At 63.7% G+C, this 14,397-nt stretch carries 15 protein-coding genes; 10 read left to right on the forward strand and 5 right to left on the reverse strand.

Annotated elements, in window-relative coordinates:
* Positions 1-32: 32 nt before the first annotated feature.
* From ACZYTC_RS21630 to ACZYTC_RS21645, 4 genes are all read right to left on the reverse strand, one after another.
* The gene (locus ACZYTC_RS21630) at positions 33-737 is read right to left on the reverse strand and encodes an ABC transporter ATP-binding protein (protein WP_434958459.1); all 705 of its coding nucleotides are present in this window, start codon (positions 735-737) and stop codon (positions 33-35) included.
* Entirely contained in the window at positions 734-1,522 is a 789-nt protein-coding gene (locus ACZYTC_RS21635; protein WP_481273130.1) for an ABC transporter ATP-binding protein, read from the reverse strand. The genes ACZYTC_RS21630 and ACZYTC_RS21635 overlap by 4 nt, the downstream gene beginning before the upstream one ends.
* Positions 1,519-3,360 (reverse strand): ABC transporter permease, encoded by a 1,842-nt coding sequence (locus tag ACZYTC_RS21640; RefSeq protein ID WP_434958457.1) that lies wholly within the window; start codon positions 3,358-3,360, stop codon positions 1,519-1,521. Before ACZYTC_RS21640 ends, ACZYTC_RS21635 begins: the two co-directional genes overlap by 4 nt.
* A gap of 104 nt (positions 3,361-3,464) precedes the next feature.
* Positions 3,465-4,670: an ABC transporter substrate-binding protein gene (locus tag ACZYTC_RS21645; protein WP_434958456.1), complete on the reverse strand. Its 1,206-nt coding sequence runs from the start codon at positions 4,668-4,670 to the stop codon at positions 3,465-3,467.
* 313 nt (positions 4,671-4,983) lie between these two features.
* Between ACZYTC_RS21645 and ACZYTC_RS21650 the strand changes: the two genes are divergently transcribed.
* The gene (locus ACZYTC_RS21650) at positions 4,984-6,087 is read left to right on the forward strand and encodes a hypothetical protein (protein ID WP_488990503.1); all 1,104 of its coding nucleotides are present in this window, start codon (positions 4,984-4,986) and stop codon (positions 6,085-6,087) included.
* A 9-nt stretch (positions 6,088-6,096) separates the two neighbouring features.
* Here ACZYTC_RS21650 and ACZYTC_RS21655 read toward each other — a convergent pair whose 3' ends face one another.
* Positions 6,097-6,900 carry a helix-turn-helix domain-containing protein gene (locus ACZYTC_RS21655; RefSeq protein WP_434958454.1) on the reverse strand — a complete coding sequence of 268 codons (804 nt, stop codon included), beginning with the start codon at positions 6,898-6,900 and terminating at the stop codon, positions 6,097-6,099.
* A 716-nt stretch (positions 6,901-7,616) separates the two neighbouring features.
* On the opposite strand from ACZYTC_RS21655, the gene ACZYTC_RS21660 reads away from it, so the two are divergent.
* The 9 genes from ACZYTC_RS21660 (at position 7,617) to ACZYTC_RS21700 (ending at position 14,245) form a co-directional block, all read left to right on the forward strand.
* Positions 7,617-7,910, forward strand: coding sequence for a hypothetical protein (locus ACZYTC_RS21660; RefSeq protein WP_434958453.1), 294 nt, complete (start codon positions 7,617-7,619; stop codon positions 7,908-7,910).
* 9 nt (positions 7,911-7,919) lie between these two features.
* The gene (locus tag ACZYTC_RS21665; protein ID WP_434958452.1) at positions 7,920-8,318 is read left to right on the forward strand and encodes a hypothetical protein; all 399 of its coding nucleotides are present in this window, start codon (positions 7,920-7,922) and stop codon (positions 8,316-8,318) included.
* A 10-nt stretch (positions 8,319-8,328) separates the two neighbouring features.
* Positions 8,329-8,511 (forward strand): hypothetical protein, encoded by a 183-nt coding sequence (locus ACZYTC_RS21670; RefSeq protein ID WP_434958451.1) that lies wholly within the window; start codon positions 8,329-8,331, stop codon positions 8,509-8,511.
* Positions 8,508-9,932 carry an APC family permease gene (locus tag ACZYTC_RS21675; protein WP_434958450.1) on the forward strand — a complete coding sequence of 475 codons (1,425 nt, stop codon included), beginning with the start codon at positions 8,508-8,510 and terminating at the stop codon, positions 9,930-9,932. Before ACZYTC_RS21670 ends, ACZYTC_RS21675 begins: the two co-directional genes overlap by 4 nt.
* Positions 9,933-9,953: 21 nt before the next feature.
* Positions 9,954-10,655 carry a hypothetical protein gene (locus tag ACZYTC_RS21680; protein WP_434958449.1) on the forward strand — a complete coding sequence of 234 codons (702 nt, stop codon included), beginning with the start codon at positions 9,954-9,956 and terminating at the stop codon, positions 10,653-10,655.
* An 86-nt stretch (positions 10,656-10,741) separates the two neighbouring features.
* Positions 10,742-11,053: a hypothetical protein gene (locus ACZYTC_RS21685; RefSeq protein WP_441771070.1), complete on the forward strand. Its 312-nt coding sequence runs from the start codon at positions 10,742-10,744 to the stop codon at positions 11,051-11,053.
* Between the two features lie 147 nt (positions 11,054-11,200).
* On the forward strand, positions 11,201-12,097 hold the full coding sequence (locus ACZYTC_RS21690) for a class II glutamine amidotransferase (RefSeq protein ID WP_434958448.1): 897 nt from the start codon (positions 11,201-11,203) through the stop codon (positions 12,095-12,097).
* A 3-nt stretch (positions 12,098-12,100) separates the two neighbouring features.
* Positions 12,101-12,829: a GltB/FmdC/FwdC-like GXGXG domain-containing protein gene (locus tag ACZYTC_RS21695; protein WP_441771072.1), complete on the forward strand. Its 729-nt coding sequence runs from the start codon at positions 12,101-12,103 to the stop codon at positions 12,827-12,829.
* A 90-nt stretch (positions 12,830-12,919) separates the two neighbouring features.
* Positions 12,920-14,245, forward strand: coding sequence for an FMN-binding glutamate synthase family protein (locus ACZYTC_RS21700; RefSeq protein ID WP_434958447.1), 1,326 nt, complete (start codon positions 12,920-12,922; stop codon positions 14,243-14,245).
* Positions 14,246-14,397: the final 152 nt, after the last annotated feature.

Genomic DNA, 14,397 nt, shown 5'->3' on the forward strand with positions numbered 1-14,397 from the left:
ACGGGTCGGTATATACGCCCATTTCGGCGCGGCTACAACGCCAGATACTCCGTCTGCACGGCACTGTCGGCTTCCAGTGCCGCCATCGTACCGGAATAACGGATCACGCCGCTCTCGATGACATAGGCGCGATCGGCGATCAGGCGGGCGAAATGCAGATTCTGCTCGGAGAGCAGGATCGACAGCCCCTCTTGCTTGAGAAGCAGGATGGCACGCGCCATGTCCTCGACGATCTTGGGCGCGAGGCCTTCGGAGGGCTCGTCCAGCAGCAGGATGGCGGGATTGCCCATCAAGGTGCGAGCGATGGTCAGCATCTGCTGCTCGCCGCCGCTCATCCGCCCGCCCAGCCGGCCCGGCATGGCGGCAAGATTGGGAAAGAGCTCGTAGAGCCGTTCAGGCGTCCAGGGTTTCAGGCCCTGGCGGGGCGGTCGGCGGCCCACCTCCAGATTCTCGGCGACCGTCAGGTCGGTGAAGATGCGGCGATCCTCCGGTACATAGCCGATGCCAAGGCGGGCGATCTCGTAGACGGGTAGGCGGATGATGTCGGCGCCGTCGAGGCGGATGGCGCCGCGCCGGTCGGCGACCAGCCCGATGATCGAGCGGAAGGTGGTGGATTTGCCGGCGCCGTTGCGGCCGAGCAAGGCCACGACCTCGCCCTGTCTGATCTCGAGGCTGACCTGGTGCAGGATGTGGGCGGGGCCATAGAAACTGTCGAGGTCGGCGATCTCCAGCTTCATCGGGCCTGTTCCTCCGCATGAGTCCCGGCGGGCGCGAAGACCGTGCCATCGCCAAGGTAGACGGCGCGCACTTGCGGGTCGTTGCGCACGGTCTCGGCGTCGCCCGCGGCGATCAGGCGGCCGCGATCGAGCACCAGGAGCCTGTCGGCATGCTCGAACACCACGTCCATGTCGTGCTCGGTGAACAGGATGCCGATGCCGCGCCCACGGGCGATGCCCGCTGCCAGGGCCATCATGGCGATGCGCGCGCCAGGCGCCATGCCGGCCGTCGGTTCATCCATCAGGAGAAGGCGCGGCTCGTTGGAAAGAGCCACGGCCAGTTCCAGCCGCTTGAGATCGCCATAGGCGAGTTCGGCACAGGGATGATCGGCCAGGGCGCCGATGCCGACGAGATCGAGCAGGGCCTGGGCCTCTGCTCGCTTGTAGCGGTCGAGGCGGGAAAAGCGCCGCCAAATGATGCCGTCATGGCTCGCCAGGGCGACCTGAAGGTTCTCGATCACGCGCATGGAGGCGAAGGTGGCGGTGATCTGGAAGGTGCGCCCGACACCGAGGCGGGAAATTGCGGCGGGCCGCATCCCGGCCGTCTCACGGCCGAACAGGCGGATGGAGCCGCGGTCGGGCTTGATCTGGCCGTGGATCATGTTGAAGCAGGTGCTCTTGCCGGCGCCGTTGGGGCCGATCAGCGCCACCATTTCGCCCGCCGCGACGGTGAGCGAAACGTCCTTCACCGCTTCGACCCCGCCATAGGTCTTGGCGAGCCCCCGGACCTCCAGCAGCGCCGTCATGGCCGATTCTCCTTGGTGGGCAGGAGATCGCGCAGGCCCGCCAGACCACGCGGCAGCAGCACCACGACGGCGACGATGAACAGGCCGATGGCGAGCTTGGAATAGTCGGTTGCGCTCATCAGCCAGATCGACAGGGTCTTGAACACGCCGGCGCCGAGCACGGCGCCGGAGACGCTGCCCATGCCGCCAAGCAGCACCATCACCAGCCCGTCCACCGAGGTGGTGACGCCGAACGCGTCGGGGAACACGCTGCCTTTCAGGAAGGCGAACAGGGCGCCGGAAACACCGGCCAGCAGGCCGGCCAGCACGAAGGCGGCCCATTGCACCGGCGCCTTGGCAATGCCGACCGCTTCGGCACGCAGGTCGGAATCGCGCACGGCCCGCAGCATGAAGCCGAAAGGCGCGAAGGTAGCGAGCCTGAGCAGGCCAACACCCAGCATGGCCAGAACCAATGTCAACTCGTAGAAGGCCCAGGACTTCGACGCCCATGTTGCCGGCCACACGCTCAAGATGCCATTGTCGCCGCCGGTGAAATCGACCCATTGCGAGGCAATCGACCAGCAGATCTGCGCAAAGGCGAGGCTGAGCATGGCGAGATAGACGCCAGAGAGCCGGACCGCGAAGCCTGCGAAGAGCACCGCCCCCGCCAGCGCCAGCAGGGGCGCGACCAGAAGCACGGCTTCCATCGGCCAACCCAGCATCGTCGTCAGCAAAGCGGCGCCATAGCTGCCCAGGCCAAAAAATGCGGCATGGCCGAAGGAGACGAGGCCGCCCACCGAGACCAGGAACTGCAGGCTGGCCGCGAAAAGCACGAAGATCAGGATCTCGCTGCCGACCGACAGCACATAGGGGCTGGCGCCGAGCGGAAGCAGGGCCGCCAGGGCAATGGCGGCTGCCGCGACCAGCCGTCCGGAAATGCGCATGGGCTGCCAGGGCTGTGTCGTGAGGCCTGGAGCGGTGCGCTGCGGGCTTGTCGGCTTGCCGAACAGCCCCCAGGGCCTGACCACCAGCACCACCGCCATCACCAGGAAGATCAGCACGATGGAGATCTTGGGGAAGGCAAGGATGCCGAAAGCGTTGAGCTCGGAGATCAGGATGGCGGCGACGAGTGCTCCCACGATGGAGCCGAGCCCGCCGGTGACCACGATGATGAAGGCCTCGACGATGATGGCGAGGTCCATCTGGTGGGTCACGGCATCGCGTGGGATCTGCAGGGCCCCGCCGAGCGCGGCGAGGCCGACACCGAGCATGAATACGCCGGTGAACAGCCATTTCTGGTTGACGCCGAGAGCGGCGACCATGTCGCGATCCTGCGTGGCGGCACGCACCAGGATGCCCCAACGGGTGCGGTTGAGCAGCAGCCAGATCAGGCCGAGCACCAGCGGCGACATGGCGATGAGGAAAAGGTCATAGCTGGGAATGGCCTTCCCGGCGATCTCGACCGCGCCCTTCAATCCCGGCGCGCGCGGCCCGAGCAGGTCGTCGGCACCGAAGACGATCACAACGAGGTCCTGCACCACCAGCGTGACACCGAAGGTGGCGAGCAGCTGGAACAGTTCCGGCGCCCGGTAGATCCTTCTCAGCAGCGTCATCTCCAGCAACCCGCCCAGGACGGCCACGATTACCACGGCAGCCGGCAGAGCAAGCCAGAAGCCGAGCGGGCCGGACCAGGCGTTGGCGAGCGTGCAGGCGATATAGGCGCCCAGCATGTAGAAGGCACCATGGGCGAAATTGACGATGCGGGTGACGCCGAAGATCAGCGACAGGCCCGACGCGACCAGGAACAGGGAAGCGGCCCCGGCCAGGCCGCTCAGGAATTGGGCGATGATGGTTCCCACGAAGACCTCGGATCAGGGGGTTCTCGACCTGTCACCTGGAGCGCAATTCGCCTCCCCCTGCTTCGTGGAGGAGGCATATCGCGCCCTTCTCGGCTTGGTCTTCCTTACTGGGCCGGCCGCATGCCCTTCACCGTGGCGTCATCCGGCAGATAGTCCTTGCCGTCGCGATAGACGAAATCAGTCATCACGCCATTGCCGTCCTGCACGGCCGTCTTGCCGACGAAGGCGCCCATGGTCGATTGATGGTCGATGGCGCGGAAGCTGATCGGGCCGAACGGGGTATCCAGCGGCAGGCCTTCCGCCGCCTTGATCAAGGCCTCCGTCTCCGTCGAGCCGGCCTTGGCGAGGATGGCAGCGGCGGCCCTCATGGTGACGTAGCCGACGATCGAGCCGAGGCGGGGATAGTCGTTGTATTTGGCCTGATAGGCCTTCAGGAAAGCCTCATGCGCCGGTGTCTTCACGGCGTTCCATGGGTAGCCGGTGACGATCCAGCCCGTCGGCGCTTCGTCCTTGAGGGGAGCGAGATATTCCGGCTCGCCGGTGAGGAAGCTCACCACCGCCCGGTCCTTGAACAAGCCGCGGGTCGAGCCCTCGCGCACGAACTTTACCAGGTCTCCGCCGAAGGTGACATTGAGAATGGCATCCGGCTTGGTGGCGATCAGCGCTTCCACCACGGGGCCGGCATCGATCTTGCCCTGTGTCGGCCATTGCTCGCCTACCCATTTCACGTCGGGGCGCTTGGCACTGAGGATCTGCTTGAACACGGTCACGGCCGACTGGCCATATTCGTAATTGGGCGCCACAGTGGCCCAGTTCTTCGCCGGCAGCTTGGCGGCTTCCTCCGCCAGCATCGCCGCCTGCATGTAGTTGGAGGGACGCAGGCGGAAGGTCTGGGCATTGCCCTTCGACCAGGTGATGGCGTCCGTCAGCGGCTCGGCCGCCAGGAACATCACGTTCTTCTGCTTGGCGAAGTCCGAGACGGCCAAGCCGACATTGGAGAAGAAGGTGCCCATCAGCATGACCGCGCCGTCGCTCGACGTGAGCTCGTTGGCGGCGGTGATGGCGCTGGCCGGCTTGCCGCCATCGTCCTTGGAGATCACTTCGAGCGGCTTGCCGTTGATGCCGCCGGCGGCGTTGATCTCCTCCAGCGCGAGCTGCCAGCCCTTGCGGTAGGGCTCGGTGAAGGCGGGCAGGCCGGAATAGGAATTGATCTCGCCGATCTTGATGCTGTCGGCCGCTAGGGAAGGAAGGGCGGTGAACAAGGTCACGGCAACGGTGCCGGCGAGGGCCAGTCGAGACAAGATCCGCATTCAGGGTCTCCGCTCTGGATGTTGGAGGCTTTATGATTCTTGAACTGTGTCGGCTCGCGTCCTCGCGGTCCAGCGTCATGGCTGCTGGGAGAGGGCGCAAACCGCCGCAGGCAGGCTGAAAAGGCGGAAAATCGTTCGTATACAAATGAGTTTCGGCTGTGAAGGTCGCCGTTGTCAAGTCGAATGCTCGGGCAGCTTGTGGCGGGCGCCTTGTCGAGGATGGGGCACTGGAGCAGGATACGACCATGGGCTGGAAGGGGCTGGCATGGTTGCGCTAGGTGGCAGACGATTATGGTTTCGCCTGACATTGCTGGTGTTGCTTCTGGCGCTATGCAGGCTGGGTAACGCCATCTCGCTTCCGGGATTGAGCCAGGAGGCGATGGAGTCGCTATTCGGCCCCTTCAGCCATGGAATGCTGAAGCAGATTTCCATCTTTGCTCTCGGCCTCAATCCGCTCTTCGCGGTGCTGGCCTATCTGGAGATGGCAAAACTGCTGTTTCCAGGGCTGGCGCGATGGCAGAGGGCATCTGCCGACAACATGTTCAAGCTGAACGATTATGCGCGTCTCGTTGCCGTCGTGATCGCCGTCTTTCAGGCCTATGGCGTGGCGGTGGGGTTGCAACAGGGAGCCAATCTCGTCGCCGAAGCACAAGGCGGTTTCGTCCTGGCGACGATCGCAACCTTGCTCGGAGGCTGTGTCCTGCTGTGGTGGCTCGTCGATCGCATCACCTTGCTGGGACTTGGCAACGGTTTCTGGCTGGTCTGGGCGGCCGGTATCGTTTCAAACTTCCCGAAGAATGCGGCGCAGCTGGTGGACCTGACGCAGACCGGCTGGGTGGGGACTGATATCTGGTTGATCTTGGCCGGCTTCCTGTTGGCCATATGCCTTGCAGCCGTCATCGTGAACTTGCTGCTTGTCGATCAGACCTATCTCGATGTCGGACCTCAGGCGGCCTCGAACCACGAGGCGATCCTATCCGCCAGGACGGCGAGCCTGGCACTGATCTGGCCGCCGCTGCTTGCCAATATCGTTCTGGGCTATGTCATGTCACTGTTTCTGGCGTTGGGCCCATCGGTCGATACAGCCTATGCGTGGCTGGGCTATGGACGCCCGGTTCGCCTGTTTTTGCTCGCCGTACTGCTTCCACTCTTTTGCTTTGCCTACATGCGAACTTGGCTTCGTGATGGCGCACAGGCTGGTTGGGTGACACGCTCCAGACTTGTTTTCGGGATGCTTTGCGCGCTTCAGATCACCAGTTGCCTGGGAGGGGAATGGCTCGAGCGCCACCTGAAATTGCCTTTCAGCCTTCACGGTGCCTCGCTCATTCTCTGCATCACGGTGGCGATGAGCTTCTTGCGTGGCCTGCCGCTCGGTTCCTTCCTTGATGCACCAAAGACGGCTGCGGGTCGCGGATAGCGAGGCGCCCTACACCTCATCCTTCGCATAGGAGATGATCGACAGGAAGCGGATCGGCAATTGCCGCATCTCGTCCGGGCCGTGCGGGGCATCGGCGTCGAAGAACAGGCTGTCGCCGGGCGTGAGGTGGTAGAGCTTGTCGGCGTGACGGTAGATCACCTCGCCTTCCAGCATGTAGATGAACTCCAGGCCGGAATGCTGGAACAGCGGGAAGACGTCGGATTCTTCCGTCAGCGTGATGACATAGGGTTCGACCACCACGCGGCCGGTATTGCCGGCATTGTGGCCGAGCAGGCGGTATTGATGGCCGGCGCGCGTGCCTCGCCGCTCGATAAGCAGGCCTTCGCCCGCCTTGACGAACACGGCTTCGCGGCGTTCCTCGAAGCGGCGGAAGAAGGCGGTCACCGGCACGCCGAGCGCGCGCGACAGGGTCTGCAGCGTGGTGAGCGACGGCGAGGTCACGCCGTTCTCGATCTTGGAGAGCATGCCGAGCGACAGGCCCGTCGCGGCAGCGAGGTCGGCGACCGTAATGCCGAGCTTGTTGCGGAAAGAGCGAACCTCGCGCCCGATCGCCACTTCCAGGATATTGTCGCGCGCGCCGCCGAGTGCATGCGGATCCTGGCCGGGAAAGGCGGAGGCAGGCGGCAGCTCGCGGGTGGGGAACGCATCGGAGAACAAGCCCTCGCCGTCACCCGGATCGATCGGATCGGCATAACGGGGACCTAATGTCGGGGCAATGACCGTCTGGTCTCCACGCCCGGCGGCGTGCGTCGGCACTGTCCTGACAGCCGGCGTAACCACCCGCTTCGTCATGCTCGCTCCTTTCACGTCCCTGCGCAGAGGGGCTGGCGCTTGGCATGCCCCCTTCGCTCATTCCCATTCGCCTCGCAGCCCGAAGTTCTAAACTTCGAGCACTCGGCCGGCGGCAGAAAAAACACGTTCTCCCCCAAGGAGAGACGAGTTGTTCCGGCTCGTATGAAGGCAACCCAGTGGAGGCTGCCCAGCTGTATCGCCGCCAAGTCACTGGCTGCATTGGGCTGACGCTTGAAAAATACCGTGCGGCCCACCGAGCGACAAGCTGGATGCCGCCCGTTATCCCGCCAATATGGCGAGCATAGGTCGGGATTCCAGACAAAGAGCTACGATTTTTGAAGCCGGGGATGCGCGAGGCGGCATTTCTGCCCCGCGGTGGCGGTCCTGCCTGCGATCGCGCGAGCACCATTAGCGAATCGCCCGCCCGCTCCCGGCGCGGTCTGCGCTCGCGCAAACTGCAGTGGACCCTCATGCCCGCCTCCTGCTCCCAGCGATCTTGCGGCGGGTCTTCCTGAAGTGCAAGAAATTTTCCGAGCATTAAACGACTGCGAAAATGGCCTGAATCAGCCAAAAAGTGTCGTGAATGCGAAGTTTTTTGTCAGACAAGCGCTTGACAGCGGCCGCGCAACGGGCGCAGACTTTCCTGGTATAAAAACAAATTGCCTCTCAGTAACAAAAGCGAACCCGCAAGAGGCTGTAATCGGGAGGAAATATCTATGACACCGGGATCGGAAGATCCGCGGATCGAGGTGATGTATCGCCGCGACCGCGCTTGGGCCTTCGCCGCCGTCGGCGTTCTCTGGCTCATCCTCTTATTCGTCTTTTTCAAGATCATGCCCGACACCGGTTCGACAGGCGTCACCGTCGCCTTGCTCGTCGCCGGCAGCCTCGTGCTGCTGTTCAACACAGCTGCAATCGCCGCGCTGGTGCGTCACTACCACGAGGACAAGCAGCATCTCTACGGGCTCGACCTCCACTACATCGACGAAATGAAGAAGAACAAGCGGTGAGGACCTGACATGGCCAAAGCCCCCTCTGCCAAGACCCCCTATCAGCCGCCCGAGCAATCGGCGTTCGGCCAGATCATCGATTCACTCGTCCTCCTCGTCCTGGTGGTCGCCAGCCTGTTCGCGCCCATCTTTTTCGGCCTCGCAGGTGGCGGCAAGATGGATATCGCCTTCGCCGACAAGAGTTGGACCGGCATGGGCCAATCGTCGCTCGCCCAGTCGCTCTGGGAGAAGCTCGGCTTCACCGCCGAGACGGCGGCGCCGATCATCGCCTCGCGTTTCGACTATTCCTTTTCGCTGCCGGCCTTCCTGCTCACCGCGGCGATCATCGTGATCTATTTCGGCTTCCTGATCTATTTCTCGGACAAGGAATACCGGGACGTGATCGCCGAACGCTTCGACGACAAGTGAGGGCGGCACCATGAATGCATTCCAACTTCTCGAATATGCCGCCTGGGCGATCTCGATCCTGATCGGCGCTTGGTTGCTTTACGATCTCATCAAGACCAATGCCGCCTATTCCGAGGACATGTTGATGTCTTCCCGCGAAGGCGAAATCGAAGATGAACTGATCATCGACCCAACGCACAGGGGCGCCCAATGAGTGAGATCACCTCCAATGCGACGGGGGCGCAGGCGCACGTCCAGCACACCGTCATCCATGGCGAGAAGATCTCGCTGTTGCGTGTGCTCGGCCCCGCCCATGTCTGGGCGCTCGGGGTCGGCATCGTGCTGGTCGGCGAGTTCATGGGCTGGAACTTCGCCGTCGGCAAGGGCGGTGCCCTCGCGGCGCTGATCGCTTGCTGGACGGCGGGGCTGCTCTATACCTGCGTCGCCATGATCGATTCCGAAGTGACCTCGACGGTTGCCGCGGCCGGTGGCCAATATGCGCAGGCCAAGCATATCGTCGGGCCGCTGATGGCCTTCAATGTCGGCCTCTTCCTGGTAATGGCCTATACCATGCTGGAAGCGGCCAATGCGATCACGGCCGGCTATCTGATCCAGACAGTCGGCGGCATGGCGGGCTTCGAAGGGGTGCATGACAAGCCCTTCATCGTGCTGACCATCATGGGCCTCGCCTTGCTGAACTATCGCGGCGTCTATGCCACGCTCACCTTCAACCTGGTGATCACGGCCATCGCCTTTCTTGCCATCGTCTTCCTGTTCATCGGCGCCAAGCCCTGGTCGGAAGACCTGCTCAAGCCCGGAGAATTGCTGTCTGGCTTGCCGTATGGTTGGCTCGGCGTGGTTGCTTCGCTGCATTTCGGCCTGTGGTTCTATCTGGGCATCGAAGGCACCTGCCAGGCGGCTGAAGAGGTGCGCTCTCCCGCACGCTCGCTGCCGCTCGGCACTATGCTCGGCATGATCACCCTTTTGATCGCCGCCGCCATGACCTGGTATGTCTGCGTCAGCCTGATGCCTTGGGAATATCTCGGCCAGGCCACCACGCCGCTGTTCGACGCGGCCCGCATGACCGGCTCGACTGGGCTGATGGTCCTGCTCTTCGTCGGCACAATCTTCGCCACGCTGGCCTCGGCCAATGGCTGCATTAACGACGCCTCGCGCGCCTGGTTCTCCATGGGGCGCGACCGCTACATGCCGGCCTGGTTCGGCGCGGTGCATCCCAAATACCGCACGCCCTTCCGGTCGATCTTCTTCCTGGTGCCGATCGCCCTGATCTTCGCCCTGGGAGCGCCGCTCGACCAGGTGGTGACCTTCTCGATCCTGTCGGGCCTGCTCGGCTATTCCTTCATGACCTTCAACATCACGATGTTCCGCTCGAAATGGCCGATCGGCACCATCAAGCGTGGCTATGTGCATCCCATGCATCCGCTGCCGGCGATCGTGCTGTTCGTGCTGTGCTCGACCGCCTATTTCGCGGTGTTCCTGGGCTACGGCACCCAGCTCATTGCCATGATGGTGTTCTATATCGTGGTCTCGATGTGGTTCGCCTTCCACCGCTATAAATTCGTGCGGCGGGGCGACCAGTTCACCATGCCCTGGCCCAAGCCCAGGGGATATTGAGGCGATGAGGAGGCGGCCAGCATGACTACTTTTGCGTTCCTCATCATCATCGTGGCGGGGCTTGCCGGCCTGTTCTGGCTGGTCAACCGCGAGAGGTCGGCGCTCTGGCGCCGGCGCAAGGCCCTGCTGGCCGATTGCCGCCCGCTGTTCGAGCGGGCGGAACAGGTGGATGGCGTCGCAGGTTTCCCCCGCCTCGCCGGCGAGATCGCCGGCCGCCGCGTTGTGGTGGAATTGCTACCCGACACCATGACGCTGCGGCGCTTGCCGCAGCTCTGGCTATCACTAACAGTGATGACGCCGCTGCCTGATGGTGCCGCTTTCGGTGCGCTGGCGCGCCCTTCCGGCAGCGAATTCTATGCACGCACGCCCGATCTGCCCGTGCGTCTCGAGCCGCCGATCGGCTTGCCCGAGGACGTGATGGTGCGAGGCCGGCGCCGCGGCGCTGCTTTCCTGGCCCAGGCGGAGCGGGCCGTTGCCGACCTCATGGCCGACGCCAGGGTCAAGGAAGTGCTGGTGATGCCGGCCGGCCTCAGGGTAATCTTCCAGGCCGCCGAGGGAAACCGGGGCCAGCATCTGCTGCTGCGCCAATGTGACTTTGGCGACGAACGCTTCGATCCCGCTCTGTTCATGCGGCTTTATGACGGTTTGGAGGAGATCGCCCGAACGCTGTTGCCCGCGGCGATGCTGGCGCAACTGCCCGAAACGCGCGGACAGCGGGCCTAAGAGGCTGTTCGCGAACGGTTTTGCGATTGGGCGGAGTCGCCAAGAATTACAACGATGTCCGCAATGACGATCAGACCGCAATCGTCATGCTTGAATCACCGCCCGAGGAGGCCGCCGTGGCCGCAGCCATGCTCGTGAAACCCTTTCACCCCTATGTCATCCTCATACTTGCCGTGGTGCTGCCGGGGGTCGGCCATGTCGCCCTCGGCCGCCAGATGCGCGGGCTGGGGTTTGCTTTCTTCACGCTCCTGTTTGCTTTCCTGAGCTGGCATCTGTCGACGCCGGAGACGTCTCCGATCGGTCGGATGGCCGGGGGGCTCTTCGTCTGGGCGCTTTCGGTTCCGGATGCCTATCGGGTGGCACGCCTGCGCTGGGAGCGCTGGCGTCATCAGGCTTGAGTCCCTGGTTTTTCACCTAGTTTCCTGTCAGGAAAATCCGATTCCTAAAAAATATTCCTCACAGGAAAAAAATGTTCAGGCGGATATTGCTGGCGCCTCAGGAAATTGCTAGCCTCCCTAAAATCAATCGCATGAAGGACCCGTGCTATGTGTGGCATTGTCGGCCTGTTTCTGAAGGATAAGAGCCTGGAGCCACAATTGGGTGCGCTCCTGTCCGGTATGCTCGCCACCATGTGCGACCGCGGCCCGGATTCGGCCGGGTTCGCGATCTATGGCGCGCCGCAAGCCGGCAAGGCCAAGATCACCGTGCAGTCGCCGGATGCGGCCAAGGATTTCGACGGGCTCGCGGCCCTGGTCGAGAAGGCTGTCGGTGGCAAGGTCTCCATCACGCCGAAGGACACCCACGCTGTCCTCACCCTCGATGCCGACAAGGCGGAAGCGGCGCGCGGGGCAATCAAGGCGGAGCGGCCTTCGATCCGCGTCATGGGTGCCGGCGAGGCGATCGAGATCTACAAGGAGGTGGGCTATCCCACCGAGGTCGCCAAGCGCTTCGGCCTGGCGGAGATGACCGGCAGCCACGGCATCGGCCACACCCGCATGGCGACGGAATCGGCGGTGACCACGCTCGGTGCCCACCCGTTCTCGACCGGTGCCGACGAGTGCCTGGTCCATAATGGCTCGCTGTCCAATCACAACAATCTGCGCCGCGAGCTTAAGCATGACGGCATGACCTTCGAGACCGAGAATGATTCCGAGGTCGCGGCCGCCTATCTGACCTGGCGCATGAATCAGGGTCTCAACCTGGGCGATGCCATGGAGAAGGGGCTCGACGATCTCGACGGCTTCTACACCTTCGTGGTCGGCACCAAGGACGGCTTCGGTGTCGTGCGCGATCCTGTCGCGTGCAAGCCGGCCGTGCTCGCCGAGACGGATCAGTATGTCGCCTTCGGTTCCGAATATCGCGCTCTGGTGAACCTGCCCGGCATCGAGGATGCCAAGGTGTGGGAGCCCGAGCCCGCCACCGTTTACTTCTGGGAGCGCTGAGGCATGGATCAACTTGCGAAAAAGGTCGCGAGCGTGAGTGTGGACGTTGAGAAGATCGATCTGGCCAAGACGCCGTTGCGCGAGCTCAATCAGGCGTTGCATGCTCTGAAGGCCGGTACCAACGCCACCTCCTGGGAGGTGAGCAATCCAAAGGGCTCGCACGCTTTGGCCGTCGGTGTCGACGCGCCTGTGCGCATCGATGTCAGGGGCAGCGTCGGCTATTACTGCGCCGGCATGAACAAGGAAGCCACCGTGGTCGTGCACGGCTCGGCTGGCCCCGGCGTGGCCGAGAACATGATGTCGGGCGAGGTCCGCATCAAGGGCGATGCCAGCCAATATGCCGGCGCCACCGGCAAGGGCGGCCTCCTGGTGATCGAGGGCAATGCCTCCTCGCGCTGCGGCATCTCGATGAAGGGCATTGACATCGTGGTGAAGGGCAATATCGGCCACATGTCCGCTTTCATGGCCCAGTCCGGCAATCTGGTGGTCTGCGGCGATGCCGGCGACGCCCTGGGCGATTCCATCTATGAGGCCCGGCTGTTCGTGCGCGGCAAGGTCAAGAGCCTGGGAGCCGACTGCATCGAGAAGGAGATGCGCCCCGAGCATCTCGAAATCCTGGCAGGGCTGCTGGCCAAGGCGGGCTTTGCCGACGCCAAGCCCGAGGAGTTCAAGCGCTACGGCTCCGCCCGTACGCTCTACAACTTCAACATCGACAATGCGGATGCGTACTGACCTGGGATCGCAGGCTTCTGGCCTGCTCTTCCCCTCTGCATCGACCGTTTCAAGAGCAGGCTACAGGCCTGCGATCCCAGGATTGACCTCATGAGCTATCACAATCCACCGACCGTTCCGCGCAAGTCCGCGACCTTCGACGATTACACCCTGTCCGAGATCCGCCGCGCTGCCACCACCGGCATCTATGACATCCGCGGCGGCGGCGCCAAGCGCAAGGTCCCGCATTTCGACGACCTGCTCTTTCTCGGCGCCTCGATCTCGCGCTATCCGCTCGAAGGCTATCGCGAGCGCTGCGCCACCAATGTCGTGCTCGGTTCGCGCTTCGCCAAGAAGCCCATCGAGCTGAAGATCCCGATCACCGTCGCCGGCATGAGCTTCGGCTCCCTGTCGGGCCGCGCCAAGGAAGCCCTCGGACGCGGCGCTTCGCTGGCAGGCACCTCGACCACCACGGGTGACGGCGGCATGACGCCGGAGGAGCGCGGCCAGTCCAAGACGCTGGTCTATCAATATCTGCCCTCGCGCTACGGCATGAATCCGGACGATCTGCGCAAGGCTGACGCCATCGAGGTGGTGGTTGGCCAGGGTGCCAAGCCCGGCGGCGGCGGCATGCTGCTTGGCCAGAAGATCTCCGACCGCGTCGCCCAGATGCGTACGCTGCCCAAGGGCATCGACCAGCGCTCCGCCTGCCGCCACCCCGACTGGACCGGGCCGGATGATCTCGAGATCAAGATCCTGGAGCTGCGCGAGATCACCGATTGGGAGAAGCCGATCTATGTGAAGGTCGGCGGCGCCCGTCCCTATTACGACGTGGCCCTGGCAGTGAAGGCCGGTGCCGACGTGGTGGTGCTCGACGGCATGCAGGGCGGCACGGCTGCCACCCAGGAAGTCTTCATCGAGAATGTCGGCCAGCCGACGCTCGCCTGCATCCGTCCCGCCGTGCAGGCGCTGCAGGATCTCAACATGCATCGCAAGGTGCAGTTGATCGTCTCCGGCGGCATCCGCAACGGCGCCGATGTCGCCAAGGCCTTGGCGCTCGGCGCGGACGCGGTGTCCGTCGGTTCAGCCGCCCTGATCGCCCTCGGCGACAACGACCCAGCGCTCGAGGACGAATATCGCAAGCTCGGCACCACGGCCGGCGCCTATGACGACTGGCACGAGGGCAGGGATCCGGCCGGCATCACCACCCAGGATCCCGAGCTGATGGAAAGGCTCGACCCCGTCAAGGCCGGCCGCCGCCTCGCCAATTATCTCAAGGTGATGACGCTGGAGGCCCAGACCATCGCCCGTGCCTGCGGCAAGAACCACGTCCACAATCTCGAGCCGGAAGATCTGTGCGCCCTCACCATCGAGGCCGCCGCCATGGCCCGCGTGCCGCTGGCCGGTACGAGCTGGATCCCCGGACAAGGCTTCTGACATCATGAAAGGGCGCCCGCCGGTAAGCGGGCGCCCTTTGCGTACTGCCATCCCCAGATGAAATCGGCTCTCCGGACGTCGGATTTCCCTGTGGGCTTCAAAGAGCCGAGCAGGCCTTCCGATCCCCCCGGATTAAAAAGGCATCAGGGCCG

It is taken from the genome of Labrys sp. F242 (genome assembly GCF_057813875.1).